The organism is Pseudomonas sp. NPDC079367, assembly GCF_044542195.1.
GTDB lineage: Bacteria > Pseudomonadota > Gammaproteobacteria > Pseudomonadales > Pseudomonadaceae > Aquipseudomonas.
Genome location: NZ_JBITTW010000001.1, coordinates 148,781 through 173,639, shown reverse-complemented (window position 1 = coordinate 173,639; position 24,859 = coordinate 148,781). Strand labels below are relative to the sequence as shown.

Genomic DNA, 24,859 nt, shown 5'->3' with positions numbered 1-24,859 from the left:
AGCTTATTGTTTTAGGTTCACGCGAGCGGGCTGAGAGCGGCGCAGGCTTCACAAGCGTAAGACGGAACCATGCTAGGTGCAAAGCTATGGTGTTGGGTAGTAATTGCTTCAGGTCTGTCCTGCAAAAAACATGCTGAAATTCCGCAGGCACCCCCTCTAAGGGCGAGACACGGTAACTATCCCATGATTTCAGGGGCGGACTGGGATGCTCTCAGGTTGCTGTTGCGCATGATCCCTTCGATGATCGGTACTGGTGTCATCAGATGAGCCTGCATCATGGCGCTTGCTCGCGTTGCGTCACGGGCAAGGATAGCTTCTACCAGTTCGCTGTGCTCTTGACGTTTCAGGGACAAGGCCTCCTCGGATAGCACCGTGCGCCGCAGCCACAGCTGGCGATAGCGCTCGGCCTGATCGAACAGATAGGCGCGCGCCTGCAGCAGGTGTCTAGACCCACAGCCGGAGGCTATAGCTGTATGGAAGGCCTTGTGTCGGGCATCCCATATTTCCAGCATCTGCTCCTGGGTCTTGACCTCCATTACCTTGGCCAATGTATGCGAATAGGCCAACACCTGGGCCTCCCAGGCGTCATCGCCGCGTTCGATGGCGAGCTTAAGTACCAGCGCTTCGAGATTGGCCCGTGCGTCATAGATGTCCTGCATTTCGCTCAGCGACATAGGAGCGACGCGGTAGCCACGCTGACTGATAGCTACTACCAGATTTTCCGCAATCAGATGCGATAGCGCTTCACGCAGAGGGCCTACGCCTAGGTCGTAGCGCTCCTTAAGCGCAGTCATTCGCAGTTTTTCTCCGGGCTTGAACATGCCCTGAATTATGTCCCGCTTGAGCCACTCATAGCCGCTGACTGCTGAGTTTTGGCGGGGGGCGAGCGTATCCATAAACCATGCTCCTCAACGGGTTTTATCCATCATACGCAACTGCAGAAATATTTACTAAGTGGAGATGCAGTTGCCGAGTGTCGCTATTTTATAAAAGCGTAGACATTTTTATAAAATAGCTATATTTTTAGTCCGGCTGTTCTGGTAAATCTCGGGGCGGCGTACAGACAATTTTTTCGTCAGGACTCTGCCATGAATGCCTTTACCCAGCTCAAAGATCTTGTGATGCCGCTACCGACCGCCGTTAAGGGGTTTTCTCTTTCACCCTCCGCTCAGTCGCCCCGTTTGTTCGAGCTGACCTTCACTAAGGCGACGATAGAGGCTTTCTGTGTAGCAGTGGCCGAGTGGCCGGTGCAGGCGCTGGAATACAAGTCCTTCTTGCGATTTCGCTTCGCCAAAATTCTTGACGATCTCTGCGGTAACAGCCTGCGCCCGGTGCTACTCAACGCCCTAATGGATCGTGCCACCGGAGGGCTGTTAATCAAGCAGGAGGCCCTGAATGATGTGGCACAAGCTGATGATATGGTCAAATTCTCGACTGCTGTGGCCCACCTGCTGGGGCGGTCGAACTTTGATGCGATGAGCGGCCAGTTCTACGCACGCTTCGTGGTCGAGAACGTCGATAATTCGGACAGCTACCTGCGCCAACCTCACCGGGTAATGGAGTTGCACAACGATGGTACTTTCGTCGATCAGATCACCGACTACGTGCTGATGATGAAGATCGATGAGCAGAATATCGAAGGTGGCAACTCGCTGATCCTGCATCTGGACGACTGGGAGGATCGCCATGCTTTCTTCCATCATCCGCTAGCACGGCGCGTCATGCGCTGGACCGCGCCGCCGAGTAAAAGGGTCGATACGGACGTGTTCCATTCGATCTTTGATGTCGACGCCGAAGGGCGGCCGACTATTCGCTATATCGATCAATTTGTTCAGCCCAAAGACTTCGACGAGGGCAACTGGCTGACCGACCTGTCTATCTCCCTGGAGGGCAGTAAACAGAAGCTTTCCGTGCCGGTGCCAGTTGGCTGCTTCCTGCTGATTAATAACCTGTATTGGCTGCATGGCCGCGATCGTTTCACCCCTCACCCTGGGCTGCGCCGTGAACTGATGCGCCAGCGCGGTTACTTCAGTTACCCCAAACTCGGCCATCAGCAAGGCCAATAATTGCCATTAATTGAACAGGGGCTGCGCGGTTTAGCCCTTGTCGTTTGTCCACGGGGCAAAACAGATCGAGTAGAGGTGATAGCGGTGTACGATTTTGTGATCATCGGGGGCGGCATTATCGGCATGTCGACTGCCATGCAATTAATCAAGGCCTACCCAGAGTCGAAAATCTTGTTGCTCGAGAAAGAGTCCGGGCCAGCTAAGCATCAGACGGGGCACAATAGCGGGGTCATCCACGCCGGCGTCTACTACACGCCGGGTAGCTTGAAGGCGAAGTTCTGCCTGGAAGGCAACCGTGCTACCAAATCGTTCTGTAACGAGCACGGCATTATCTACGATGAGTGCGGTAAGTTGCTGGTCGCCACCAATGAGGTGGAAATGCAGCGCATGCGCGCGCTTTGGGAGCGCACTGCAGCCAATGGTCTGGAGCGCGAGTGGCTGTCTGCGGAGCAACTGAAGGAACGCGAACCGAACATCACCGGAATCGGCGGGATCTTCGTGCCCTCCAGTGGTATCGTTAACTATGCCGAGGTCACCGCTGCCATGGCTCGCGAGTTCCAGAGGCACGGTGGCGAGATTCGCTACGACAGCGAAGTCATCGGCCTGGAAGAGCGCGCCACGGAGATGCGGGTTAAAACCCAGCATGAAGAAGTCATTGCACGCTTTTTGGTGACCTGCTCGGGTCTGATGGCCGACCGCATTGTATGTCTACTGGGCTTAGATCCTGGCTTTAGCATTTGCCCGTTCCGTGGCGAATACTATTTGCTGCCTGAGCAGCACAACCGGATCGTCAATCACCTGATCTACCCGATTCCCGATCCCTCCATGCCGTTCCTCGGCGTGCACCTGACGCGAATGATCGACGGCAGTGTGACAGTCGGTCCCAATGCTGTGCTGGCACTCAAGCGTGAGGGCTATCGCAAGCGTGACATATCTTTGTCCGACACGTTCGCAATGCTCACCAATCCGGGCATTCTTAAAGTGCTCAAGGACAATCTGCGGCCCGGCCTGATCGAGATGAAAAACTCGCTGTTCAAGCGTGGTTATCTACAGCAAGTACGCAAGTACTGCCCCAGCTTAACGCTGCAGGATCTCAAGCCTTACCCGGCCGGCGTCCGCGCCCAAGCGGTTTCAGCGGACGGCAAGTTGATCGAGGACTTCCTGTTCCGCAATACCCGCCGTAGCGTCAACGTCTGCAATGCACCATCGCCGGCGGCTACCTCTGCAATTCCCATAGGCGCCTACATCATCAAGCAGATTGATGCACAGCTGCAGGGGCTACCCAGGTTTGTAAAAAACCAACATCCCGCATGAGGCAGTGCGGGGCGAATTCGGCAGTGCACTGGAACGAACAAGACTGTGCGCAAGACGACAAGCCCCGCACCGGCTCAGTCTAATAGGCTATCGGCTAGTGCACTTAACGTCCCCGAGCCAAGTCATCGTTACTGAACTCGTTACCGAATTGAAGTGTGTGATTGTGATCAAAAGCCGGATGCCTACTTATAAGGCTACTCCCAGAAACCATGCTTGTTAGTCATATTGAGAGCGCCCCATGAACCAGTCAGTATCCTCGCTGCCAGAAAAAGACATTCAGTATCAACTGCACCCCTACACCAATGCTCGCCTTCATCAGGAGCTTGGCCCGCTGATCATCGAGCGCGGGGAGGGTATCTATGTTTATGACGATCAGGGCAAGGGTTATATCGAGGCGATGGCTGGGTTGTGGAGCGCCGCGCTTGGCTTTAGCAATCAACGTCTGATCAAGGCAGCTGAGCAGCAATTCAACACCCTGCCGTTTTATCACCTGTTCAGTCACAAATCGCATCGCCCGAGTATCGAGTTAGCCGAAAAGCTGATCGAGATGGCGCCGGTGCCTATGAGTAAGGTGTTCTTCACCAACTCCGGTTCCGAGGCTAACGATACTGTAGTGAAGATGGTCTGGTACCTCAATAACGCTCTAGGCAAACCAGCCAAGAAGAAGTTCATCAGTCGGGTCAACGGCTACCACGGCATCACCGTCGCCAGCGCAAGCTTGACTGGCCTTCCAGGCAACCAGCGCGGTTTCGACCTGCCGCTTCCAGGCTTCCTGCATGTCGGCTGCCCGCACCATTATCGTTTCGCCCTTGCCGGTGAAAGTGAAGAGCATTTCGCTGACCGCCTTGCCGTCGAGCTCGAGCAGAAGATTCTCGCCGAAGGCCCGGAGACTATCGCAGCGTTCATTGGCGAGCCATTGATGGGCGCTGGCGGTGTCATAGTGCCGCCTCGTACCTACTGGGAGAAGATCCAGAAAGTTTGCCGTAAGTACGACATCCTGGTTATCGCCGATGAGGTAATCTGTGGATTTGGGCGTACCGGGCAGATGTTTGGCAGCCAGACCTTTGGTATCCAGCCGGACATCATGGTGTTATCCAAGCAACTGTCATCTTCTTATCAGCCGATAGCGGCGATTCTGATCAATGCCCCAGTATTTGAGGGCATCGCTGATCAGAGCCAAGCGCTTGGCGCGCTTGGGCATGGGTTCACCGGCAGCGGTCATCCGGTAGCTACTGCCGTGGCCTTGGAGAACCTGAAGATTATTGAAGAGGAGAGCCTGGTCGAGCATGCGGCGCAAATGGGCCAGTTGTTGCGCAGCGGCCTACAGCATTTCATCGATCATCCCTTGGTGGGCGAAATTCGCGGTTGTGGACTGATCGCTGCGGTAGAACTAGTTGGCGATCGCGTGAGCAAGGCGCCGTATCAGGCGCTAGGCACCCTCGGACGCTACATGGCCGGCAGAGCCCAGGAACACGGCATGATTACTCGCGCCATGGGTGATGCCGTGGCCTTCTGCCCGCCGTTAATCGTCAACGAACAGGAAGTCGGAATGATTGTAGAGCGCTTTGCCAGGGCGCTGGACGACACCACTCAGTGGGTTGGTTAGATCAATCCGGGGGAGGAGAGAATTGCTTTTATGTGGCTCTCCTCGGCTTAAATTCATAGCTTGGAAAATAGCTGAGCAGCACTGAATGCAGTCTGCGAAGGAGCACGCCATGCAACTCAAAGATACCCAATTGTTCCGCCAACAGGCTTATATCGACGGAACCTGGTTGGACGCGGACAGCGGCCAGACCATTCAGGTCACCAATCCGGCCACCAACGAAGTTATGGGTAGTGTGCCGAAGATGGGGGCAGCGGAAACCCGTCGAGCCATCGAAGCAGCAGATCATGCCCTGCCAGCCTGGCGTGCACTGACAGCTAAAGACCGCGCCAACAAACTGCGCCGCTGGTTTGAACTGATGATTGAAAACCAGGACGACCTGGGTCGTCTCATGACCATGGAGCAAGGTAAGCCACTTGCCGAAGCCAAGGGCGAAATTGCTTTCGCGGCGTCCTTCCTTGAGTGGTTCGCCGAAGAAGCCAAGCGCGTGTATGGCGACGTAATTCCCGGCCACCAACCGGACAAACGCCTGATCGTGATCAAACAGCCCATCGGCGTAACGGCAGCGATTACACCCTGGAACTTCCCGGCAGCCATGATCACCCGTAAAGCCGGCCCGGCCCTGGCCGCCGGTTGTACCATGGTGCTCAAGCCAGCGTCGCAAACGCCTTATTCGGCGCTGGCGTTGGCAGTGCTGGCCGAGCGTGCCGGGATCCCCAAAGGCGTGTTCAGTGTAATCACTGGCAGTGCTGGCGAAGTCGGCAGCGAACTGACTAGCAACCCGATCGTGCGCAAGTTGAGCTTTACTGGCTCCACCGAAATTGGTCGCCAGCTAATGGCCGAATGTGCCAAGGACATTAAAAAGGTGTCGCTAGAACTGGGCGGAAACGCGCCGTTCATCGTATTCGATGATGCCGACCTTGATAAGGCAGTGGAAGGCGCACTGATCTCCAAATACCGCAACAATGGCCAGACCTGCGTGTGCGCCAACCGCCTGTATATCCAAGACGGCGTATACGATGCCTTCGCCGAGAAGCTGAAAATCGCGGTAGCTAAGTTGCAGATTGGTAACGGTTTGGACGAAGGTATCACCACCGGCCCTCTGATCGATGCCAAGGCGGTGGCCAAGGTCCAGGAGCACATTGCCGACGCCATTAGCAAGGGTGCCAAGCTACTCGCTGGTGGTAAGCCGCACGCCCTCGGTGGCACTTTCTTCGAGCCGAGCATCCTCATTGACGTACCGAATAACGCCGCCGTAGCCAAGGAAGAAACCTTCGGTCCGCTGGCGCCGCTGTTCCGTTTTAAGGACGAGGCCGACGTGATCGCGATGTCCAATGACACCGAGTTCGGCCTGGCCTCGTACTTCTATGCCCGCGATATGGGGCGCGTGTTCCGTGTGGCCGAAGCCCTAGAATACGGTATGGTCGGCGTCAATACTGGGCTGATCTCCAATGAAGTTGCGCCTTTCGGTGGTATCAAGGCATCCGGCCTGGGTCGCGAAGGATCCAAGTACGGCATTGAGGATTACCTGGAGATCAAGTACCTCTGCCTGGGTGGTATCTAAGAGCCCGGCGAATAGGCACGTGATTCTCGCTCAGGCCCCACTTGGCGAGCATCATTAATCTTGGCCCGGTCTATAAAACCCGGGCATGCTACATCGGTTGTGGCGCAGACAAAGATTGACGCGGGCTATTTCTACGTCACCGTCTACTTCTCACGGCTGTTGCCGCGCAACCAGAGTCTGGAGGCCTGTATCCGCGTCGACAGCGCCCCCTGTTCGAGCTAGGTGCCTAACATTTCTAACGATTGAGCGTTGCGCGGAGTCCTACACCTAGGCTCTGCGCCTTTTTAATCCCGCCGCGCTAGATTAGGCGAAGTAATGCTGCCTTCACAGCCAGTCCTGCTGGTATGGATAAAGGTGATATCCATCACCTATGCCATGTTAGGGGCGACGGTGAACTCTCTCTAAGATGGTTTGGTGCGATGATTTAAGGCGCCCCAGCGACCGTTGATTGCATCCAATGTGCTCATTAGCTTTTCTGTTCGAGCTGGCTGTTCCTGTGCGAATAGATCCTGTGTGTACTCATCACGCTTACACAGGTCTAGCAGCAACACTTGGGCTTTGGCATAGCTGAAACCCTCTCGTTACAGCCTTTTGATTCCCTCCTGTGCCGCTGCAATGATCAAACGCGTGTCATCGGTCGGGTAGGGCAGTTGGCAAAGCAGGCCGTTGGCGTACTTACCATCATTGAATTCGCTCGGTCGCAATCAGGCGAGCATTCGGGGCTTGGATCACGATCCCTCCAGTCGTAATAGCCACTGGCAGAAATCTTCAAGCAGAGGCACATAAGGTCGTAAGAACTGCGTAGCTGGTGACCCCGTCTTCCGTGCCATGAAAGTTGACCTGACCAACCGCTATCCGTCAGTCGGTGAGGCGAAGCAACTTCCTTTATGGCATGGTGCCACAGTCCCTTATTACGGAACGTGTAGTACCCGCATTGATTTCGTAGGGCGAGCAGCAGTGCCGCGTGATGAAGTGAAAGGCTTGGTCGCTTGCCCGACCTTCTACACGTAGGATCGCTATGGCATGTCCATGTCCTGTCAGCAACAGCAACAGCAACAGCAACAGCAATTGCTTATGGCTTGGGATCGACAGTATCCTTCCACCTGCAGCAACTGACCCACATCATGATTCTCGCCCTGGTCGCTCTCAGCCTCGACCTGTTGGTGGGCGTGACCGGCATGGTCAGCCTGGCCCAGGCGGCCTTCTTCGGCATCGCCGGCTACAGCCTGGTGTTGTTCGCCCCGGAGTTCGAGGCGGTGAACTTCTGGCTGGCGCTGCTGCTGTGCCTGGGCGTCAGCGCCGCAGCTGCGCTGCTGATGGGCCTGCTGATCATCCGCACCTCGGGCATCTTCTTCATCATGGCGACCATCGCCTTCTCGCAGATGCTCTATTACCTGTTCCACGACTCGGCCTTCGCCGGCGGCTCGGACGGCATCTACCTGTTCCTCAAGCCCGAGGTGGCCATCGCCGGGGTGCATCTGCTCGACCTGGAGAACCCGCGCAGCCTGTTCTACCTGGTGCTCGGCTCCCTGGTGCTGGTCTATCTGCTGCTGCGCACCTTCCTGCGCGCGCCGTTCGGCCGGGTGCTGCTGGGCATCAAGCACAACGAGGAACGGGTCCGTTCCATGGGCTACAACCCGCTGTTCTACAAGCTGGCGGCCTTCGTCATTGCCGGCACCATCGCCGGCTACGCCGGCATGCTCTCGGCCACCCAATACGGTTTCGTCAGCCCCGACCAGGTCGGCTGGCAGCTCTCGGCCCACGCCCTGGTGATGGTCATCCTCGGTGGCATGGGCAGCCTGTTCGGCGCCATCTTCGGCGCCTTCGCCTTCGAGGGCCTGCACCATCTGTTCGCCGGCCTGACCCCGCACTGGGAGCTGCCCATGGGGCTGGTGGTCATCGCCATGGTTCTGTTGCTGCCGCGCGGTCTCGCCGGGTTGCTGCTGCAGCTCTGCGACCGGCGCACAGCCACGGCCTGCGACGCAAGTACGGTATCCACCCCCGACGCGATGAAGAAGGAGGCCGGCGTATGACCGCCCATGTTCTAGAAACCCGCGGACTGAGCAAGGCCTTCGGCGGCCTGCGTGCGGTCAACGACATTTCCCTGAGCGTGGCGCCCTGCGAGGTACACGCGATCATCGGCCCCAACGGCGCCGGCAAGAGCACCATGGTCAATCTGCTGTCCGGCCATCTTCAGCCCAGCGCCGGGCAGATCCTCTTTCACGGCCGCGACATCACCGGCTTGGCGCCCAACCGGGTGTCGCACCTGGGCATCGGCCGCAGCTTCCAGCGCACCAACATCTTTCCCAGCTTCACCTGCCTGGAAAACTGCTGGCTGGCGGCGCAGTCGCGGCTGAAGAACTCCTTTCGTTTCTTCCGCCGCTGCGAGGCCTATGTCGAGGTACGCGAGCGCGCCGAACGGGCGCTGGAGCTTTGCGGCCTGGCCGCCCACCGCGACACCCTGGCCGATGCCCTGAGTTATGGCGAGCAACGCCAACTGGAGATCGGCATGGTACTGGCCACCGAGCCGAGCTTCCTGCTGCTCGACGAACCCATGGCCGGCATGGGCAAGGACGAATCGGCGCGGGTGGTCGAACTGCTCGCCAGACTGTCGCAGCAGTACGCCATGGTCCTGGTCGAGCACGACATGGATGCGGTGTTCAGCATCGCCCACCGTCTCACCGTGATGGTCAACGGCGAGCTGCTGGCCAGTGGCCCGCTGGACCAGGTGCGCAACGATCCGGCGGTACAGCAGGCCTATCTGGGCGACGGCGAGGAGCAATTCTGATGAGCGCACAAGCCCTGGTGCAGGCCACCGGCCTGCACACCTATTACGGCAACAGTCATGTGCTGCATGGCGTCGACCTGCAGATCCAGCCGGGCGAGACCCTGGCGCTGATGGGCCGCAACGGCATGGGCAAGAGCACCACCATTCGCTCGTTGCTCGGCCTGACGCCGGCGCGCCGCGGCGAGGTGCTGATCCGCGGCGAGCGCTGCAGCGGCCGCGCCACCCACCAGATCATCCGCCGCGGTATCGGCTATGTGCCAGAGGGCCGCGGCATGTTCCCCAACCTGAGCGTGCGCGAGAGCCTGATCATGGCCGCCCGCCCGGGCCTGGACGGGCGCCGCGACTGGAACCTGGAGCGGGTGCTGGCGACCTTCCCGCGCCTGGCCGAGCGCTTCTCCCACCTGAGCGGCAACCTTTCCGGCGGCGAGCAGCAGATGGTCGCCATCGGCCGCGCGTTGCTGACCAACCCCGAACTGATGATCCTCGACGAGGCCACCGAGGGCCTGGCGCCCTTGATCCGCAAGGAGATCTGGGACGTGATCCGCCTGATCAAGGCCAGCGGTATCGCCACTCTGGTGGTGGACAAGAACGTCAACGTGCTGCTCGACCTGACCGACCGCAGCATGATCATGGTCAAGGGACGGGTGGTGTTCGACGGGCCCAGCGTCGAGCTGAAGTGCCAGCCGCAGATCCTCCAGGAACATATTGGCCTGTGACGCCGGGGAGACTGACGATGAACGAGAAGACCGACGCCCCTGCCCGAAACTGGCAGAAGCCGCTGGCGGCGTTGCTGCAAGCGACGGCGGCGCTGGCCGCAGCCGGCCTGCTGCTGTTGGACAGCGGCCTGCACGGCCCACTGGCGGCCCTGGCGCTGGCCGGCGTCGCCCTGGCCGGCCTGCTCTACCACAGGTTGCCGCCGATCCTGGTCGAGTTGCCGCCACCAGCGCCAGCGCCAGCGCCGCCACCGGCGCCTGAGCCTGAACCGCCGGTGCTGCTGGCGGCGCCTGCTCCCGAGCCGCCTTCCGACCCTGGCCTGCCGCTACGCGCACCCCTGGCGAAGTTGCTCGAGAGCATCCTGCGCACCGAGCAGGACATGCTCTTCGCCACTGAACTGGCGCGCGCGGGCGGAGAAAAGGTGCAGTTCAGCGCCGCCAGCATCCAGGCCTGCGAGGCGGCGATCCGCGAGCTGGCCGGCTACATGGGCACCATCGATCAGGTATTCGACGAACTGTCGCAACAGTCGATGCGCATCGGCGCCATCGTCGGCAGCATCCAGGACATCGCCAAGCAGACCAACCTGCTGGCGCTCAACGCGGCCATCGAGGCGGCCCGCGCCGGTGAGCATGGCCGCGGCTTCGCCGTAGTCGCCGACGAAGTGCGTCACCTGGCCCAGCGCGCCAACGAGTCCAGCGGCGAGATCCAGCAGATCGCCGGCAGCCTGCAGAAGTCGGCGCAGGAGGCGCGGACGGGAGTCGAACACATCGGCCAGTCCACCAGCACCGGCCTGGAGAAGTCCGCCGCGGCCCTGGGCGCCATGGCAGAGATGCGTGCCGGCGCCGCGGTGCGGCTGGAGACGGTCGAGCGCATCGTTCGGCGCCTGAATGAGCAGCGCACCTTGACCCAGGACATGGTCGAGCTGCTGGGTTAGCGGGCTATCGCTGAAGTGGGCACCTTGCGACCCCATCGTTGTGACGCAGTCTTCGTCAGCCGATTCGACTGGCTGTGGAATCACGATCTGCAGCAAGACCTGAACTTGGCCTACAGCCGTTTAGGCTGGAAAGCGGCCCTGGCCGCATGACTCCGCCATTGCCGTGGACGTGATGCCTTCTCGCCTGGAGTTGGCTCGCAGGGTGGGCACAACGCCCATCTTCAATAGCCGGGTAGCAGATCCGGCTACGCGTAGTCGCGCAATCACTGACGCAGCTGCGCAGCGCAGTCCCATTCTGCGTATGCCCGGAGCTGCCGACTGAATGCGGTCGCGTCACACAATTTTCCTACTGTCTAAAAGGTCTAGAAATGAGTGCACAACTGGTAATCGACAATATCAAGCTGGACGCTACCGGAGGCAAGACGATCCAACGGCTTGACCCTGTGTCCGCCAAACTGGTCAGCACTGCGGCTGCCTGCACCCTGGAAGACGCAAAACGGCTCGCGGCCTCATCCGAGCGAGCATTCCGCAAATGGTCCAAGACCGGACCGACCGAGCGGCGTCGTCTCCTGCTCGCAGCAGCGGATGTCCTCGAGGCCAAGATGTCGGAATTCTGCCGGATCATGGCTGAGGAAATTGGCGCATCGCAGCTCTGGGCGCAGTTCAACGTAGGTGCATCGGCGAATCTGCTGCGCGAGGCTGCAGCGCTCACTACTCAAATCAAGGGTGAGACGATTCCAACCGATAAGCTTGGCGCTTTCTCGTTGACGCTTCGCCAGCCGGTGGGCACCGTGCTGAGCATTGTGCCGTGGAATGGGCCGGTGATCCTGGGGGCTCGCGCTATCGCGTATCCGCTGGCGTGCGGCAATACCGTGATCTTCAAAGGCTCGGAAAACAGTCCTCGCACTCATGCCCTTGTGGCCGATGCCTTCATTGAGGCAGGCCTGCCGGCGGGTGTGCTCAATTTCCTGATTACCGCGCCCGAAGACGCATCGGCTGTCACCGAAGCGTTGGTGGCCCACGATACCGTGCGCCGGGTCAACTTCACGGGCTCCACCAAGGTCGGCCGCATGATCGCCGAAACCTGTGCGTCCCATCTCAAGCGCTGTTTGTTGGAGTTGGGTGGCAAGGCTCCTTTCGTAGTGCTGGAGGATGCCGATATCGACGGCGCAGTGAATGCCGCAGTATTCGGCTCGTTCCTGTATCAAGGGCAAATCTGCATGTCGACCGAGCGTTTCGTGGTCGATCAGCGTGTTGCCGACGAATTCGTGAGTAAGTTTTCCGAGCGAATCGGCAAACTGGAGCTTGGCGACCCCACCGCATCTCCGACCTGCGTAGTCGGACCGGTCATCGCCCAGGGCTCGGTAAAGCGGATCAACCATCTGATCGAAGATGCGCTCGGCAAAGGGGCTGTCATCGCCGCGGGCGGTATCGCCGACAGTGCCTTGATGCAGCCCACGCTAGTCGACCGCGTGACCAAGGACATGGAAATCTACGACGAGGAAACCTTTGGTCCTATTACCACGATCGTTCGTGTCGACGGGGCAGAGGAGGCGTTGGAAGTGGCCAATGACACGGCTTATGGCCTCTCATCTGCAATTTTCAGCGCCAATGTCTCCAAAGCGCTTGAGCTGGCAAGTCGGTTGGATGCAGGTTGTGTCCACATCAACGGCGCCACCGTACAAAACGAAGCGCAGGCCCCCTATGGTGGTATGAAGCAGAGTGGATACGGCCGTTTCGATGGAAGCGCTGTGATTGACGAGTTCACAGAAATCAAGTGGGTCACTGTTGAGCCATCTGATCAGCCTTATCCCTTCTGATGTTTCGGGGCCGGCGGAGCAAGTGGATTCGCCGGTTCACGCGCGTTCGCATCATTTCTCCCAGATGATCGTAAAACGCTCGGATCCACGGCCAAGCGCGTCTTGCCGCGAAAGTGTTGCACGCGTGATAACAAATTGTAGCGGTGCGCGGTCGCCGGCTTTGTGTACGAGCAGGAAAAACGCGCGCTGATCTGACAATCGCCGTGGCCGCAGCTGTTGGCTTCAATGGCTGCTGTGGCGAGTAGTGACAAAGCGGTTGAGCAAGCGGTGCACCATGAACACGACGAACAGGGTCAACAGCACCGAGACACACACCGAACTCAGCCGGTAGAGGGTCGCAAATATGATGTCGTGGCTGGGCGTAAGCGACTGGCCGAACAGGATGGCCAGGGTGGTCAAAGCGCCGAAGCCGACGCCGGGCACCCCCTTTTCCAGCATGTGCCAGCGCGCGCAGACCATGGCGGCGATCCATAGCAGCAGGGCGACCAGCGGCAGTAGGTCGTGGTGATCATAGAGCAGCAGCATGATCAGCAGGGCAATCACGCAGCCGAGCAGGGTGCCATGCGCACGGGTACGGCCGGCGAAGCGTGAGCCGTTCCAGTGCATGGGAAACAACAGCAGGATGCTGGCGACCTGAGCCGACAGCGAGTCCTGCAGATCCAGGCACTGGAATACGCTGAACGACAGCGTCGCCACCGTTGCCCCGAGCAGTGCCTCGTGGCGCCGACTGGCGCGGTCTTTGGGCGGCGGCGTGCGTGCGGGGCGCGGCTCGCAGTCGGGAAACAGGTAGAACATCAGCACGGCGATCGCTGCGGCCAGCACGATGGCCAGGCCATTGCTCCCAAGCATGGCGATGACGTCGGTGTGCGGGTAGCTGGCGAAGTTCAGCTGGATCGACAGAAATACTGCGCCGAGGGCGCCGAACAGGAAGTTCGGGCCGCTGGCCATCAGCGCGAAACGGTAGAGAAACAGCAAGAACACCAGCGGAATCATCAGCAGCGGTCGGCCGCCGAACAGACCGTAGAGCAACGCGACCTCCAGGCTGACGACCAGTCCCTGGGTGAAGAACTGGCGCATCAGGTGGGCAGTCAGGCGCGGCACCAGGCCGAGCAGTAGCATCGGATAGACGCAGAAGAAGGCACCGTACTGCAGGTCGAACAGCTTGCACAGGACAAAGGCCAGACTGCCGCCAGTGGCGATGCGCAGACACTGGCGCAGGTCGTTCTTGCCCAGTGACAAACGGGGCGCTGTGGCCCTTTCGGCAAGTGTGTGTGCCGCCGCGGAGGGTTCAGTAGACATAGTGCAACCAACTGATCAGGCGGATCTGCAGCGTAGCGGCGAGGTTCACCAGCGGGTTGTCGAAGGGCTTCAGCTGAACCGTGGCCTTAGCCCCGGTGGGCAGCAGGAACGGCAGCTCTTCATCGAGTGCCAGGTGCACGCGTTGTCGTTGCGCGTCGCGAACCCAGCGCTCGGATTGCGCGGGCGTTGCCAGCTCGCCGTTGGCATCGATCTGGCCTTCCCGGACTCCGGCGTCGAAATGACTGACCCGGGCGCTGAACAGCTCGCCTGGACGGGCGTCGAATACGACCACGGCTGGGGTGTCGACGCCGATGTAGCGCAGGGACTTCTCGCGGAAGTCGGCGATGATGTCCAGGCGGTCCTCGACCAGAGCGGCCACCGGCGTTCCTGCCGCGACGAAGGTGCCGGGGGTGAGCTGCAGGTTGCTGAGCACGCCGCCACGTTCGGCGCGAACCTCGCTGTAGTCCCGCTGCAGGTGCGCCCGGAGCAGTGCATTGCGGGCTTGGCGTAGCCGTAGATTGGCACCGTCGGCGCCGCCGCGACGGGCCTGCAGTTCACGGACTCTGGCCTGCGCCGTACGCAGTTGGGCCTGGGCCATCAGATGCTGCGCTTCGGCCGCATCGTAGGCCTGGCGCGAGACATGCTGGCGTTCGAGCAGGCGCGACAGGCGTAGGGCCTGAGCGCCCGACTCGTTCGACTTGGCTTGGGCCGCGCTGACCTCGGCACGGGCGGCGGCCAGCAGGGCATCGAGTTCAGTGTTGTCCTGGTGTGCCTGTTCGAGCGCCAACTCGGCCCGCTGCACCTCCAGCTCGAATGGCTGCGGATCGAGGCGAAACAGTAACTGGCCAGGTTGTACGTACTGGTTATTGCTCACCGCCAGCTCACTGACCTGGCCTGCGACCCGCGGCGCGACCTTCAGTACCGGTCGGGTCAACTGCGCCTGTGGTGTCAACGGCATGCTCAGGTCGGCGGTTAGGAAGTAGATGAAGCAACAGGCTAGGGCCGAGATAGCGATTTGAACCCAGCGGGCAAATCGTTGATCGGGAGTCATGAATACCTCGGTTAAGCAAAGCGTCGGGGGACGGGCGCACGCTGGAAAGTCCGGGCCGGCCCGCGAAGGCGGCAGTATATTTCCCATGCTTTCATGCAAAAATAGCCGTCTTATGCAAAGAACACTTACTAAATAGGTAACAGTCAGATGGATGTTTTTCAGGCAATGCGGGTGTTTACTCGCGTGGTGGACGCGGGCACCTTCACGGCTGCTGCACAGACGCTGGGCTTGTCCACCGCGCAGGTGTCGCGGCAGGTGTCCGAACTCGAAAGTCATCTGCAGGCACGCCTACTGCAACGTACCACCCGCCGGCTGGGGCTGACCGAGGTAGGCAGCCGTTACCTGGAGCGCTGTCGGCATATTCTCAGCGAGCTGGAAGACGCTGGCGCCGAGGCCGGTGGTGCCTACCTGATGCCCAGGGGGCGCCTGCGGGTGCACGCGATCACCGGTTTGGGCACCCATCTACTTGCACCCTTGGCCGCCCGCTATAGCGAGCTCTACCCGGAAGTGAACCTTGAGCTGACGCTCTCCCAGCGCCACCCTGACCTGCTCGAGGAGGGGCAGGATGTGGTCATTACTCTGGCCCGGGAGTTGCCCGACTCCGAACTGGTCGCTCAACTGCTCGGCACTACCTACAGCGTGGTCTGTGCGGCGCCGAGCTACCTGGGGCAGCACGGTATTCCGATGACTCTCGACGAGCTGAGCCAGCATCGCTGCCTGCGCCTGCTCGACCCGGTTTTTGGCGACAGCTGGACCTTTACCGACAACGGCGTCGAGCGGGCGATCCGTCTGGGAGAAACATTTCAGGTCAACGTCGCCGAGGCGATGGCCCAGGCGGCAGGAGAGGGTATGGGTATTTGCGTACTGCCGGACCTGATAGCGGCCAAGGCCTTCGCACAGGGCCGACTGGTACGCCTGCTGGCCGAACATCGCCTGCACGAGCGGGGTATCTATGCGCTGTACCCGTCGCGGCGCTTTCTCGATGCCAAGGTGAGAACCTGGGTGGAGTTCCTCAAGGAGCAATTACCCCTGGTATTCCGCGGTAATCGAACCCTGGTGGAAAACCCCACCTATTGGGCGTGACCCTGGGAGCAAACCGGTGTGGCCAGGGTTGATGCCCTGTCGCTTAGCGCTCTTCGATTATTACGCTAAAGGCAAAACTACCTTGCCTGGAGTTCGCTGTTTCTTGCCGGAACCACTCCTTAAGCTGATGCTCATCGAGTCATTACGAGGTGCAGCATGAAAGCAAGATACTGGATGATCGGCGTGACACTTGTCGCTCAGTGGGCAGTCGCCGACGATGCGCAGCCATACCATTATGGCCAGGCCATGGATGTCGCCAGGGTCATTTCGATCGAGATGCCTCAGGGCTGTGAGGTGGGCGAGGCGACCATGGTCTATGAGGATTCACACGGCGAGATCCATACCCTGGTGTATCTGCGCCAGGGCGAGAGCTGCGTGTATTGAGTCCGTCGCAGGACTCGGCAGTCAGCCCGATCCCTCATGGCAGGCAATGGGCTGTCAGGCACTTCGGGCGCCGTCAGTCCGCAAATAGCTCGAACATCAGTTGCCTGAGCCAGCGGTTGGCGGAGTCTCGGTGATACTTGGCGTGCCAGAACAGGTTGATATCGATTTCCGGTAGCTGCACGGGGTGGGGCAGGGCCACCAAACCGAAGGGCTGGACGCAGCACTCGGCAAAGCGCTCGGGTACCGTGGCCAGCAGATCGGTGCGCTGGAGAATATGGCCCACAGCGACGAAGTGCGGCACTTCGAGACGGATGTCCCGCTCTATCCCCAGACGCGCCATGTGTGCGTCCACTTCGCCGTGGCCGGTGGTGGCGGCGATGACCCGCACATGACCGTGAGCGCAGAAGCGCTCCAGCGTGAGCGGCTCGCTGGTGACGGGGTGGTCCTTGCGACACATGCATACGTAACGATGATGGAACAGACGGCGAGTGAAGAAGCCTGCCTGCAGGTGTGGCAGCAGGCCTACGGCGAGGTCGACGGTGCCGCTCTGCAGCGCCTCGATCAGGGATACGGAGGTGTTGCGCACGGTACTGATGCGGCAGCCTGGTGCCAGGCGGGAGAGGGCATCCATCAGGCGCGGGGTGAAGTAGATTTCACCGATATCGGTCATCGCGATGGTGAAGGTGCGTTCGCTGGTTAGCGGGTCGAAACTGTCTTGGCGACTCAGCGCCTCGCGCAGGGTATGGATGGCCAGCGACACTGGCTCAGCAAGTTGCTGGGCGTAGGGGGTAGGCTCCATACCCTGATAGGTACGCACGAACAGGTCGTCCTGCAGGGCTGTACGCAGGCGCCTGAGGGCGTTGCTCACGGTGGGCTGGGTCAGACCCAGGCTTTCCGCGGCGGTGGAGACGCGGCGGTCGATCAGCAACTGGTTGAACACCACTAGCAGGTTCAGATCCAGGTCGCGCAGGTCCATGGTCTGCCTCATAGGTTGGTAGGAATATTCAGGTTTGAAATAGTTTGTATGCAGGCTGCGGTATTTATCAATATTTCTCGTGCGCCCATGATGACTTCACTCCAACAACAACATCATGGGTACAAACATGATCACCAAGCCTGCCCTGCGTATCGGCATCATCGGCGGCGGTATTTCCGGCGTCGCCCTGGCACTGGATCTGTGCCGCCATTCCCATCTCGACGTCCAGCTCTTCGAATCCGCACCGGCCTTCGGTGAGGTGGGAGCGGGCGTTTCCTTCGGTGCTAACGCGGTGCGAGCCATTGCCGGTCTCGGCATTGCAGAGCCTTACGCCCAGGTTGCCGATCGCACCCCCGAGCCCTGGCAGGACGTGTGGTTCGAATGGCGCCGCAGCGTCGACGCCGGTTACATTGGCGCGAGCGTGGCTCCTGGCGTGGGGCAGTCTTCGGTGCACCGGGCGGATTTCCTCGACGTGCTCGCCAGCCGACTGCCGGAGGGCATTGCCCGATTCAATAAGCGCGCCGTGGGCGTGGAGCAGCACGGCGATGAGGCCTGTGTGCGCTTTACCGACGGTAGTGAATATCGCGGTGACTTGCTGATCGCCGCCGATGGCATCAAATCGGCTATTCGTGGCCATGTCCTCGAGGGTATCGGGGCCCCGCCCGCCGTGCCGCGCTTCAGTGGTACCTGCGCCTACCGTGGCATGATCGATAGCCTGCACCTGCGCGAGGCCTACCGTGCCGCTGGCGTTGACGAGCACTTGGTGGACGTGCCGCAGATGTACCTGGGCCTGGATGGCCACATCCTTACCTTTCCGGTTAAGCGGGGGCGCATCATCAACGTGGTGGCCTTCGTATCTGACCGCAGTCAGCCCGCGCCCACCTGGCCCGAGAATTCGCCCTGGGTTCGTCAGGCCAGCCAGCGTGAGATGCTCGACGCCTTCGTCGGCTGGGGCGATGCTGCGCGAATCCTGCTGGAGTGCATTCCCTCGCCAACCTACTGGGCTCTGCACGACCTCGCCGAGCTACCTGGTTATGTCCACGGCCGTGTGGCGCTGATCGGCGATGCCGCCCACGCGATGCTGCCGCACCAGGGCGCCGGGGCAGGGCAGGGGCTCGAGGACGCCTACTTCCTCGCCCGCCTGCTGGGAGATGTTCAGGTGAGTCGCGGCAACCTCGATGAGTTGCTGGCTGCCTACGACGCCTTGCGCCGCCCGCGTGCCTGCCGCGTGCAGCGTACCTCCTGGGAAGCCGGTGAACTTTACGAACTGCGTGACCCGGCAGTGGGTGATGACAAACAGGCGCTGGGAGCTACCTTGGCTAGCCGCTTCGACTGGTTGTGGAACCACGACCTCGACGCTGACGTGCGAGATGCCCGCGCTCGACTAGGTTGGACAGCCCTGAGCCACTGCGCCTAGTTGCGCGTCGTTCTACCGGAATCGGCCTCGATGCCGGTTCCGGCTCTATAACAATGACAAGAAGAGCTATGCCATGCGTGATATCGACGTTTCCGCCCTGCTTGACGGGGCCCGCTTCAATACCTTTCACGGGCGCGTGCTGTTCTGGTGCGCGCTGATCATTATCTTCGATGGCTATGATCTGGTTATCTACGGCGTGGTGCTGCCGTCGCTGATGCAAGCCTGGAACCTCTCTGCGCTGCAGGCCGGTCTGCTAGGCAGCTGCGCATTGGTGGGCATGATGCTCGGTGCACTGTTCTTCGGCCCACTGTCGGACCGGATCGGGCGCCGCAAGACCATCATGACCTGTGTGGTCCTGTTCAGCGGTTTTACCGTGATCAACGGATTCGCGCGCACTCCCGAGGAGTTTGCCATTTGCCGCTTTTTCGCCGGGCTTGGTATCGGTGGGGTGATGCCCAATGTGGTGGCGCTGATGAACGAGTACGCGCCGAAGAAAATCCGCAGCACCCTGGTGGCGATCATGTTCAGCGGTTACTCGGTGGGGGGCATGCTCTCTGCGGGTCTGGGCATGGCGTTGATGCCCAGCTGGGGCTGGCAATCGGTGTTCTTCGTGGCGGTTGTACCGCTGCTGGTGCTGCCGTTGCTGGTGCGCCAGCTGCCGGAGTCGTTGAACTTCCTGCTGCGCCAGGGGGAGGTCGAACGCGCCAAAGAGCTGCTGGCCAGGGCAGAGCCCGACTACGTGCCCAAAATGCACGACCGGCTCAATCTGGCAAAGGGGCAGGCGGGCAAGGTGGCCATCTCCCAGTTGTTCCAGGATGGTCGCGCACTGAAAACGCTGATGCTCTGGGTGGCCTTCTTCTGCTGCCTGCTGATGGTCTACGCCCTGAGTTCCTGGCTGCCGAAGCTTATGAACGCTGCCGGCTACGGCCTCAACTCCAGCCTGGCGTTCCTGCTGGTGCTGAACTTCGGCGCCATCTTCGGGGCAATCGGCGGCGGCTGGCTGGGAGATCGCATAGGCCTGGGTCGGGTACTCCTGGCGTTCTTCGCCACCGGTGCGCTGTCGCTGAGTCTATTGGCGCTGAAGTCACCGCTGCCGGTGCTCTACCTGCTGATCGGCGTGGCCGGGGCCTGCACTATCGGTACGCAGATCCTCGCCAATGCCTGCGCCGTGCAATTTTACCCCGCGCATATCCGCTCCACTGGTCTGGGCTGGGCGATGGGAATTGGCCGTATTGGCGCCATCATCGGCCCGTTGCTGGGCGGAGCTTTGCACGCCGCGCAACTGCCGTTGCAGGCGAGCTTTCTGGCGTTCGCGCTGCCGGGGCTGGTGGGCGCCGCCGCCATTATGGGTTTTCTCTGGCACCGGCCGGGTCAGGTCTGCACGCTGATGGAGAAACCTCTGGAATCGACTGCCGGCTGATCCACTGCTATCAGGAACTGAGCACCGCACCCATGTCGGGTGTGGTGCTCTGGTTGACCGCTCGCAACCGGCATATGGAACCACCATGGTCTCGGCTGCTATAGATGCCGATCCGCTGTGCGTAGTCGGATCCTAGGCTAGGCGTTGGATCATGAGAAAGCCTTGAGACTCGAAGCGGCTGCCAACTCGATGGTTAGCAGGTGCTGAGGCGCCGGTCATCACATCCATACTTTTCAATGAACGTGACGGTTGCGCTGCACGTAGCCGTACTGACAGATCTTGAGCAGATTAGCCGGATCATAATCAGGACGCCCCGTACGATGAGACCGGGCCTTGTCGAACCCCAACGCCTGAAGATCGCAGCCTGCGAAATGGGTGGGTGAAGTCCTGCACGGGATTATCAAAGCACAGAGAGTCATCGCTGCCGGCCACCAGTTCTTCACTGCCGCGAACATCGAGAGGCTGGTACATCTCGGAGCCAAGTACAGCACGAAGGCTGCAATGATCGACGATCTTCGAGACGGTCGCTGAAGACCAGTAAGACCAAGACCTCAGCGATTTCGGACGCATCTCCCGTGATGACTTTTTCAATGACGACGGAAGCGCGACCTCCTGATTTCTTGCTGGCGCAGAAACGCGCCAGCAAGCAGATGGCATGTCCGCGAGTCGAGGTCGAGCATGCGCTGGTTGCATAACTCACCCATCACCTGAGCCAAGGAAAATTTTCTCGTTCTCAAGCTATGCGCGATGGCTAAACAAGTGTGTGTTTAATGGGCGTCTAACGTCTGATTGGAAGGCTTTTCACCGAGTGTGCCCGTTGTTCGTCCAGCGAGTTGTAGTACGTATTTTGGGTAGTGCTGAGACTATTGTGACGAAGGTCAGCCTGGAGGTCCTTCATCTCTCGATATGGTGCATCAAAGGTTGCGGAGGTGTGGCGTAACCAATGCAGTGAAGCTGAACGCAACTGGTCTATTTCGTCATCGCTCCAGCCTTCCTCAGCCATACGCCCCATAGCGCGATCAAATAGCCCTTGGAGCAGCAGGCGAATATGTCGATCAGATAGCCCACCACGCCCCTTCAGGGAACTGATCAACGGTGTTTTCTCGTGGGCAGATGGCTGGGGGGAGAGCTGTAAATGCTGGCGATAGCGTATCAGGTAGTTCTGGATGTATTCGTCGCGGATGCTGATCTTGGCGGCCTTGTTGCCTTTGCCCACCACATGAAACCACCAGTTGCCCATGCTATCGCGGCGGATGTCGCCCATGGTAGGCGTCCAGTTGTCACGCCCGACCAGATCGGAGACTCGCAGGTACATGGAGAACAGAGTCGCAACGATGAACAGAGTGCGTTCGTGTGTCGGGTCGGTCGCGGCCATCTGCTCGGCAGTCTCGATCACGTAGCTCCACTGCAGCGGAGTCAGGGAACGTGACGCCACATCCAAGGTGTTGCGTTGCTTGTAGATGGATTTCTGTTTTACCGCCCGGAAGGGGTTCACCTCGGTGAGACCCTCATCAATCGCGTGTTGGAAGAAGCTGCCGCAGACTGCGAATACCTGAGCCACCGATCCCTGGGACAAGCGGTAGGGACGGGAGGGAAGGGCGGCAACGGCCTCTTCGGCAATCTTGCGTTCGCGCTTGGCCACAGTGTGACTGAAAGGTCGCCATTGCAAATTGACGATGTAGGTGTCCGTGTCGAGCTTCTTGCGACCACCCACGCGCAGGAAGCGGGACTTTACGACCGGACCTATCCAGTCGGCGGGCGGGTTGAGGCAGAACTCCATGAAGGCCTCGGCGTCCCGGCGACGCAGTTCAACAAGGGGCTTGACAGCCACCAGTAGGGACCAGAGCAGCAGCCGCTCGACGTGGGTTCGATAGGAGTTGAACGTGGCTTCGTTGCCGGCGTAGGACTTCAGAAATCCCCGAACGGCGCGATAGCCCTCGACGGCCTGGAGCTCATCGGCACAACCATGGAGGAAGTCCCGAACCGCTGGAAGCTCGCCATTGAGGTGAAGAAAGTTGAGTTCGTGGAAGCGATCAAAGGTCTCGAAAAGCGGCTGGGGATGCTGCGACATGAAGTGGTTCAACCTGGGCGAATGCGTCTATATCGGTCTTTCAGCGTAGTATAGAGCAATATCCGGGTCTGGTGATTATCGGATATTGCTTAGATTTCTCCGATCAATCCTCGCTGTCCTTCTTAAAATCTGTAACCCCATGATCCTTACAAATAATACGTTTAATAACATGCAGTTACGATTGGAGTCGGATTTTTAAATGGGAGAAATGAGTCTGCCGGGCGTCCCGCCAGAGAAGCTTATAGGCCAGGAATTTAAGCTAGCGGGGAACGCTCTATCAACCATAATACCTTCCATAGGTATAAGCCAAGCTGAAAATGCCTAGATATTTCTGCAACTCGGCAGGGCGGAAGCTTTGCGCACGAATCTTTGCGCCGCTTTCTTTCAAAAAACGCATACTGCCACCAAGCAGGATATTCCAGTGCTCACCGCCTTTGTCTGTAGAAGTAATGCTTGCATGAGCTTTCATAAGCGCTTCTTTAACAATGCTTCGTATTTGTCGCACGGAAAGACCGGGGCGCCCGTGACTAGCCTCCAAGATAGGGATTTCTTCGTTCTGCTCTGGGAACGGGGGTAGTCCTCGGCTTTTTCGATAGCGTCTCAAGTAGGGCAGGAACTCTGGAGTGACTTCAACTTTCCTTAGCAGCCGACCTGGCGCCTCTAGTATCAACCACCATCTGGCATCGTCTAGAACAAAGCAATTCATGCATGGGCAGTAGTTATCAGCATTTGCAAGGTCTGCAGCATGCAAACACATAAGAGTCGTTGCTGCTATTATAAAAAGAGCACGCTCACCAGCAGGATCACCCAGCGCATGAAATTCTAGCGCTTGCAGAACCTGACCTAATTGCTCGGAAGTTAAATATCGTTCCACAGGGTAAGTAGCGCGCATTCCTCTTCCATAGAAAGTTCGTGATGATATAGCTGGATTTATCGCTATCACATCTTCCTCGCAGAGAAAACCATAAAATGAACTACAAACGCTACGAATGAAACGCAAGGTTTCCACTTTAGGGCTGCGCGCCCCTACATCTTTAGATGCTCGAATATTGAAAGGCCGCCATGATTCATTGAAAACCGAATTACCATCGACTTGAGCGAATCTAGCGGTTGTAGAAAATCCAACCCAATTTGAAGGTGGCATCTTGCAAAAAGTAATAAAATTCGTAAACGTCTCTTTATCTAGTGTCAGTACAGTTTTTTCGGCGACAATCCAGCTCCATAGGAGCAAACGTTCAACGAATGTTCGGTAATTATTAAAGGTTCCAAGCGGGTGACTATGATATGCAAGAAAGCGGATAGCGCATTTTAAGTCCGTTTCTACATCAAGATTAGCGGAGAGACTACTGAGGAAGGCTTCGATGCAGGGGTAGCGAGCGTAGTACAGCCCGAGATCGAGAGACATACTTTCGGGACCAGCAAGGACAGGCCGAGGGTCTATGACTTTTGACATTGACGATCCCATTGGTCTAAAAGGAAGTCACGAGTACTCTTGAAAAATAGCACAGTATTTAGTCTTCTTTTTAGGCTTTTTAAACAGGCAAAAGCCTCATCAGGATTCTCCTTTTTTAACCGTTAACGAGGGGGGGCAAGGGAAACCTTGACAGCGGAGAATGCTGCATCTCACTGATATCTTGGTATTTTTTTTAATCAGTCATTTTCTACTTTTTCATCAGGCGTCACATTTATCACCAGTTCGAAGGTTGGTAGTGATCGGCCATGAACAGCCATGATTTAACATAATATACATTACACGTAACAATATATTACTGAATCAACGTGGCTACCCAAGATGTTCACATCTGGATCGTCATCTCAAAACGGCTTCCTATACAAACCACGTTTTACCCGATCCGTTCTTCTCATCACGTGCCTGCTTTTTAATGAGCTCTTCGTGCTGCGGAAATTTGCGCCGTCAATTTTGCACGATCGCCGATTTCCATATCAGCGAAATCAAACCCTGGCGAAACTGCTTCGCTGATCAAACCAAAGCCATTTGATCCTGCGAGCAATCGCGAGGCTTTCCAGGTGCCACCCGGTACATGCAATAGCAGTTGCTGGCCTGCGGAAAGATCGCTGCCCATTACCAGCGTTTGCAGTAAGCCGTGAGCGTGGATCAGGTTGTATTCGATTGCATCGCCAAGGTGCAAATGCTGCGTTTGGAGGCAGTCGCGATGATCGGCCTGATAAGTTCTGCGGTAATAGCCGCCTTCGACATGAGACTCAAGATTCAACGCAGCAATCGCATCGGTTGCGTTCGGCTGACGCTGAATCATGGCCTTCCCCGTCATATTGCCTGTGTTTTTGTTTAGCTCAACTAAACGGTCATTTAGTGTAGTTAATGTATTATCGACG

Annotated in this window: 18 protein-coding genes and 3 pseudogenes; 14 read left to right on the top strand and 7 right to left on the bottom strand. The window is 58.8% G+C overall.

The features are described 5' to 3' along the window. Positions 1-176 precede the first annotated feature (176 nt). On the bottom strand, positions 177-896 hold the full coding sequence (gene csiR / locus ACIGDJ_RS00675) for a DNA-binding transcriptional regulator CsiR (protein WP_023048102.1): 720 nt from the start codon (positions 894-896) through the stop codon (positions 177-179). Positions 897-1,088: 192 nt separating this feature from the next. On the opposite strand from csiR, the gene glaH reads away from it, so the two are divergent. From glaH to ACIGDJ_RS00625, 10 genes and pseudogenes are all read left to right on the top strand, one after another. Further along, positions 1,089-2,066, top strand: a complete 978-nt coding sequence (gene glaH / locus ACIGDJ_RS00670) for a glutarate dioxygenase GlaH (protein WP_023628647.1) — start codon at positions 1,089-1,091, stop codon at positions 2,064-2,066. Positions 2,067-2,150: 84 nt separating this feature from the next. Continuing rightward, positions 2,151-3,380 (top strand): L-2-hydroxyglutarate oxidase, encoded by a 1,230-nt coding sequence (gene lhgO / locus ACIGDJ_RS00665; protein ID WP_023048104.1) that lies wholly within the window; start codon positions 2,151-2,153, stop codon positions 3,378-3,380. A gap of 238 nt (positions 3,381-3,618) precedes the next feature. Beyond that, positions 3,619-4,986: an aspartate aminotransferase family protein gene (locus tag ACIGDJ_RS00660; protein WP_023048105.1), complete on the top strand. Its 1,368-nt coding sequence runs from the start codon at positions 3,619-3,621 to the stop codon at positions 4,984-4,986. Between the two features lie 109 nt (positions 4,987-5,095). Further along, complete coding sequence (gene gabD / locus ACIGDJ_RS00655; protein ID WP_024075423.1) at positions 5,096-6,547, top strand: NADP-dependent succinate-semialdehyde dehydrogenase; 1,452 nt, start codon at positions 5,096-5,098, stop codon at positions 6,545-6,547. A 786-nt stretch (positions 6,548-7,333) separates the two neighbouring features. Continuing rightward, positions 7,334-7,645 (top strand): annotated as a pseudogene (locus tag ACIGDJ_RS00650) (endonuclease); the annotation flags it as partial. Further along, positions 7,627-8,580 carry a branched-chain amino acid ABC transporter permease gene (locus tag ACIGDJ_RS00645; protein ID WP_024075422.1) on the top strand — a complete coding sequence of 318 codons (954 nt, stop codon included), beginning with the start codon at positions 7,627-7,629 and terminating at the stop codon, positions 8,578-8,580. The pseudogene ACIGDJ_RS00650 and the gene ACIGDJ_RS00645, both read left to right, overlap by 19 nt. Continuing rightward, a complete protein-coding gene (locus tag ACIGDJ_RS00640; RefSeq protein WP_023048108.1) occupies positions 8,577-9,335 on the top strand; it encodes an ABC transporter ATP-binding protein in 759 nt (252 codons plus the stop codon). The genes ACIGDJ_RS00645 and ACIGDJ_RS00640 overlap by 4 nt, the downstream gene beginning before the upstream one ends. After that, complete coding sequence (locus ACIGDJ_RS00635; RefSeq protein WP_024075421.1) at positions 9,335-10,051, top strand: ABC transporter ATP-binding protein; 717 nt, start codon at positions 9,335-9,337, stop codon at positions 10,049-10,051. The genes ACIGDJ_RS00640 and ACIGDJ_RS00635 overlap by 1 nt, the downstream gene beginning before the upstream one ends. Before the next feature lie 539 nt (positions 10,052-10,590). Next, positions 10,591-10,983, top strand: a pseudogene (locus ACIGDJ_RS00630) (methyl-accepting chemotaxis protein); the annotation flags it as partial. A gap of 368 nt (positions 10,984-11,351) precedes the next feature. After that, the gene (locus ACIGDJ_RS00625; protein ID WP_023630205.1) at positions 11,352-12,803 is read left to right on the top strand and encodes an aldehyde dehydrogenase; all 1,452 of its coding nucleotides are present in this window, start codon (positions 11,352-11,354) and stop codon (positions 12,801-12,803) included. Positions 12,804-13,025: 222 nt separating this feature from the next. Here the strand turns inward: ACIGDJ_RS00625 and ACIGDJ_RS00620 are convergent, their stop codons facing one another. Together ACIGDJ_RS00620 and ACIGDJ_RS00615 are read right to left on the bottom strand one after the other, a co-directional pair. Beyond that, the gene (locus ACIGDJ_RS00620; RefSeq protein WP_073663304.1) at positions 13,026-14,036 is read right to left on the bottom strand and encodes a DUF2955 domain-containing protein; all 1,011 of its coding nucleotides are present in this window, start codon (positions 14,034-14,036) and stop codon (positions 13,026-13,028) included. A 55-nt stretch (positions 14,037-14,091) separates the two neighbouring features. Further along, positions 14,092-15,153: an HlyD family secretion protein gene (locus tag ACIGDJ_RS00615; RefSeq protein ID WP_023663266.1), complete on the bottom strand. Its 1,062-nt coding sequence runs from the start codon at positions 15,151-15,153 to the stop codon at positions 14,092-14,094. 147 nt (positions 15,154-15,300) lie between these two features. Between ACIGDJ_RS00615 and ACIGDJ_RS00610 the strand changes: the two genes are divergently transcribed. Together ACIGDJ_RS00610 and ACIGDJ_RS00605 are read left to right on the top strand one after the other, a co-directional pair. Then, entirely contained in the window at positions 15,301-16,236 is a 936-nt protein-coding gene (locus ACIGDJ_RS00610; protein WP_023629250.1) for a LysR family transcriptional regulator, read from the top strand. Between the two features lie 156 nt (positions 16,237-16,392). Beyond that, a complete protein-coding gene (locus ACIGDJ_RS00605) occupies positions 16,393-16,620 on the top strand; it encodes a DUF2790 domain-containing protein (RefSeq protein WP_023629249.1) in 228 nt (75 codons plus the stop codon). Positions 16,621-16,693: 73 nt separating this feature from the next. Here the strand turns inward: ACIGDJ_RS00605 and ACIGDJ_RS00600 are convergent, their stop codons facing one another. Further along, a complete protein-coding gene (locus ACIGDJ_RS00600; protein WP_023629248.1) occupies positions 16,694-17,596 on the bottom strand; it encodes a LysR family transcriptional regulator in 903 nt (300 codons plus the stop codon). Between the two features lie 127 nt (positions 17,597-17,723). Here ACIGDJ_RS00600 and salA point away from each other — a divergent pair, with 127 nt between their 5' ends. Both salA and ACIGDJ_RS00590 read left to right on the top strand, forming a co-directional pair. Beyond that, complete coding sequence (salA, locus tag ACIGDJ_RS00595; protein WP_024075419.1) at positions 17,724-19,013, top strand: salicylate 1-monooxygenase; 1,290 nt, start codon at positions 17,724-17,726, stop codon at positions 19,011-19,013. A gap of 73 nt (positions 19,014-19,086) precedes the next feature. Further along, the gene (locus ACIGDJ_RS00590; protein ID WP_023629719.1) at positions 19,087-20,433 is read left to right on the top strand and encodes an aromatic acid/H+ symport family MFS transporter; all 1,347 of its coding nucleotides are present in this window, start codon (positions 19,087-19,089) and stop codon (positions 20,431-20,433) included. Positions 20,434-21,211: 778 nt separating this feature from the next. On the opposite strand, the gene ACIGDJ_RS00585 is transcribed toward ACIGDJ_RS00590, so the two are convergent. The 3 genes and pseudogenes from ACIGDJ_RS00585 to ACIGDJ_RS00575 all read right to left on the bottom strand — a co-directional run bounded on the left by ACIGDJ_RS00585 (position 21,212) and on the right by ACIGDJ_RS00575 (position 24,780). Beyond that, positions 21,212-22,504 carry an integrase gene (locus tag ACIGDJ_RS00585; protein WP_028688854.1) on the bottom strand — a complete coding sequence of 431 codons (1,293 nt, stop codon included), beginning with the start codon at positions 22,502-22,504 and terminating at the stop codon, positions 21,212-21,214. A 277-nt stretch (positions 22,505-22,781) separates the two neighbouring features. Continuing rightward, positions 22,782-23,957, bottom strand: a complete 1,176-nt coding sequence (locus tag ACIGDJ_RS00580; protein WP_223194055.1) for an integrase — start codon at positions 23,955-23,957, stop codon at positions 22,782-22,784. 375 nt (positions 23,958-24,332) lie between these two features. Next, positions 24,333-24,780, bottom strand: a pseudogene (locus tag ACIGDJ_RS00575) (cupin domain-containing protein). Between the last annotated feature and the right edge of the window lie 79 nt (positions 24,781-24,859).

What these genes read in the sequence shown, in the direction of transcription:
- ACIGDJ_RS00590 (WP_023629719.1), top strand. Translation starts at nt 19,087, where the DNA reads ATGCGTGATATCGACGTTTCCGCCCTGCTTGACGGGGCCCGCTTCAAT.
- glaH (WP_023628647.1), top strand. Translation starts at nt 1,089, where the DNA reads ATGAATGCCTTTACCCAGCTCAAAGATCTTGTGATGCCGCTACCGACC.
- ACIGDJ_RS00605 (WP_023629249.1), top strand. Translation starts at nt 16,393, where the DNA reads ATGAAAGCAAGATACTGGATGATCGGCGTGACACTTGTCGCTCAGTGG.
- ACIGDJ_RS00625 (WP_023630205.1), top strand. Translation starts at nt 11,352, where the DNA reads ATGAGTGCACAACTGGTAATCGACAATATCAAGCTGGACGCTACCGGA.
- ACIGDJ_RS00610 (WP_023629250.1), top strand. Translation starts at nt 15,301, where the DNA reads ATGGATGTTTTTCAGGCAATGCGGGTGTTTACTCGCGTGGTGGACGCG.
- csiR (WP_023048102.1), bottom strand. Translation starts at nt 896, where the DNA reads ATGGATACGCTCGCCCCCCGCCAAAACTCAGCAGTCAGCGGCTATGAG.
- ACIGDJ_RS00615 (WP_023663266.1), bottom strand. Translation starts at nt 15,153, where the DNA reads ATGACTCCCGATCAACGATTTGCCCGCTGGGTTCAAATCGCTATCTCG.
- ACIGDJ_RS00580 (WP_223194055.1), bottom strand. Translation starts at nt 23,957, where the DNA reads ATGTCAAAAGTCATAGACCCTCGGCCTGTCCTTGCTGGTCCCGAAAGT.
- ACIGDJ_RS00585 (WP_028688854.1), bottom strand. Translation starts at nt 22,504, where the DNA reads ATGTCGCAGCATCCCCAGCCGCTTTTCGAGACCTTTGATCGCTTCCAC.
- ACIGDJ_RS00635 (WP_024075421.1), top strand. Translation starts at nt 9,335, where the DNA reads ATGAGCGCACAAGCCCTGGTGCAGGCCACCGGCCTGCACACCTATTAC.
- ACIGDJ_RS00600 (WP_023629248.1), bottom strand. Translation starts at nt 17,596, where the DNA reads ATGGACCTGCGCGACCTGGATCTGAACCTGCTAGTGGTGTTCAACCAG.
- salA (WP_024075419.1), top strand. Translation starts at nt 17,724, where the DNA reads ATGATCACCAAGCCTGCCCTGCGTATCGGCATCATCGGCGGCGGTATT.
- gabD (WP_024075423.1), top strand. Translation starts at nt 5,096, where the DNA reads ATGCAACTCAAAGATACCCAATTGTTCCGCCAACAGGCTTATATCGAC.
- ACIGDJ_RS00640 (WP_023048108.1), top strand. Translation starts at nt 8,577, where the DNA reads ATGACCGCCCATGTTCTAGAAACCCGCGGACTGAGCAAGGCCTTCGGC.
- ACIGDJ_RS00660 (WP_023048105.1), top strand. Translation starts at nt 3,619, where the DNA reads ATGAACCAGTCAGTATCCTCGCTGCCAGAAAAAGACATTCAGTATCAA.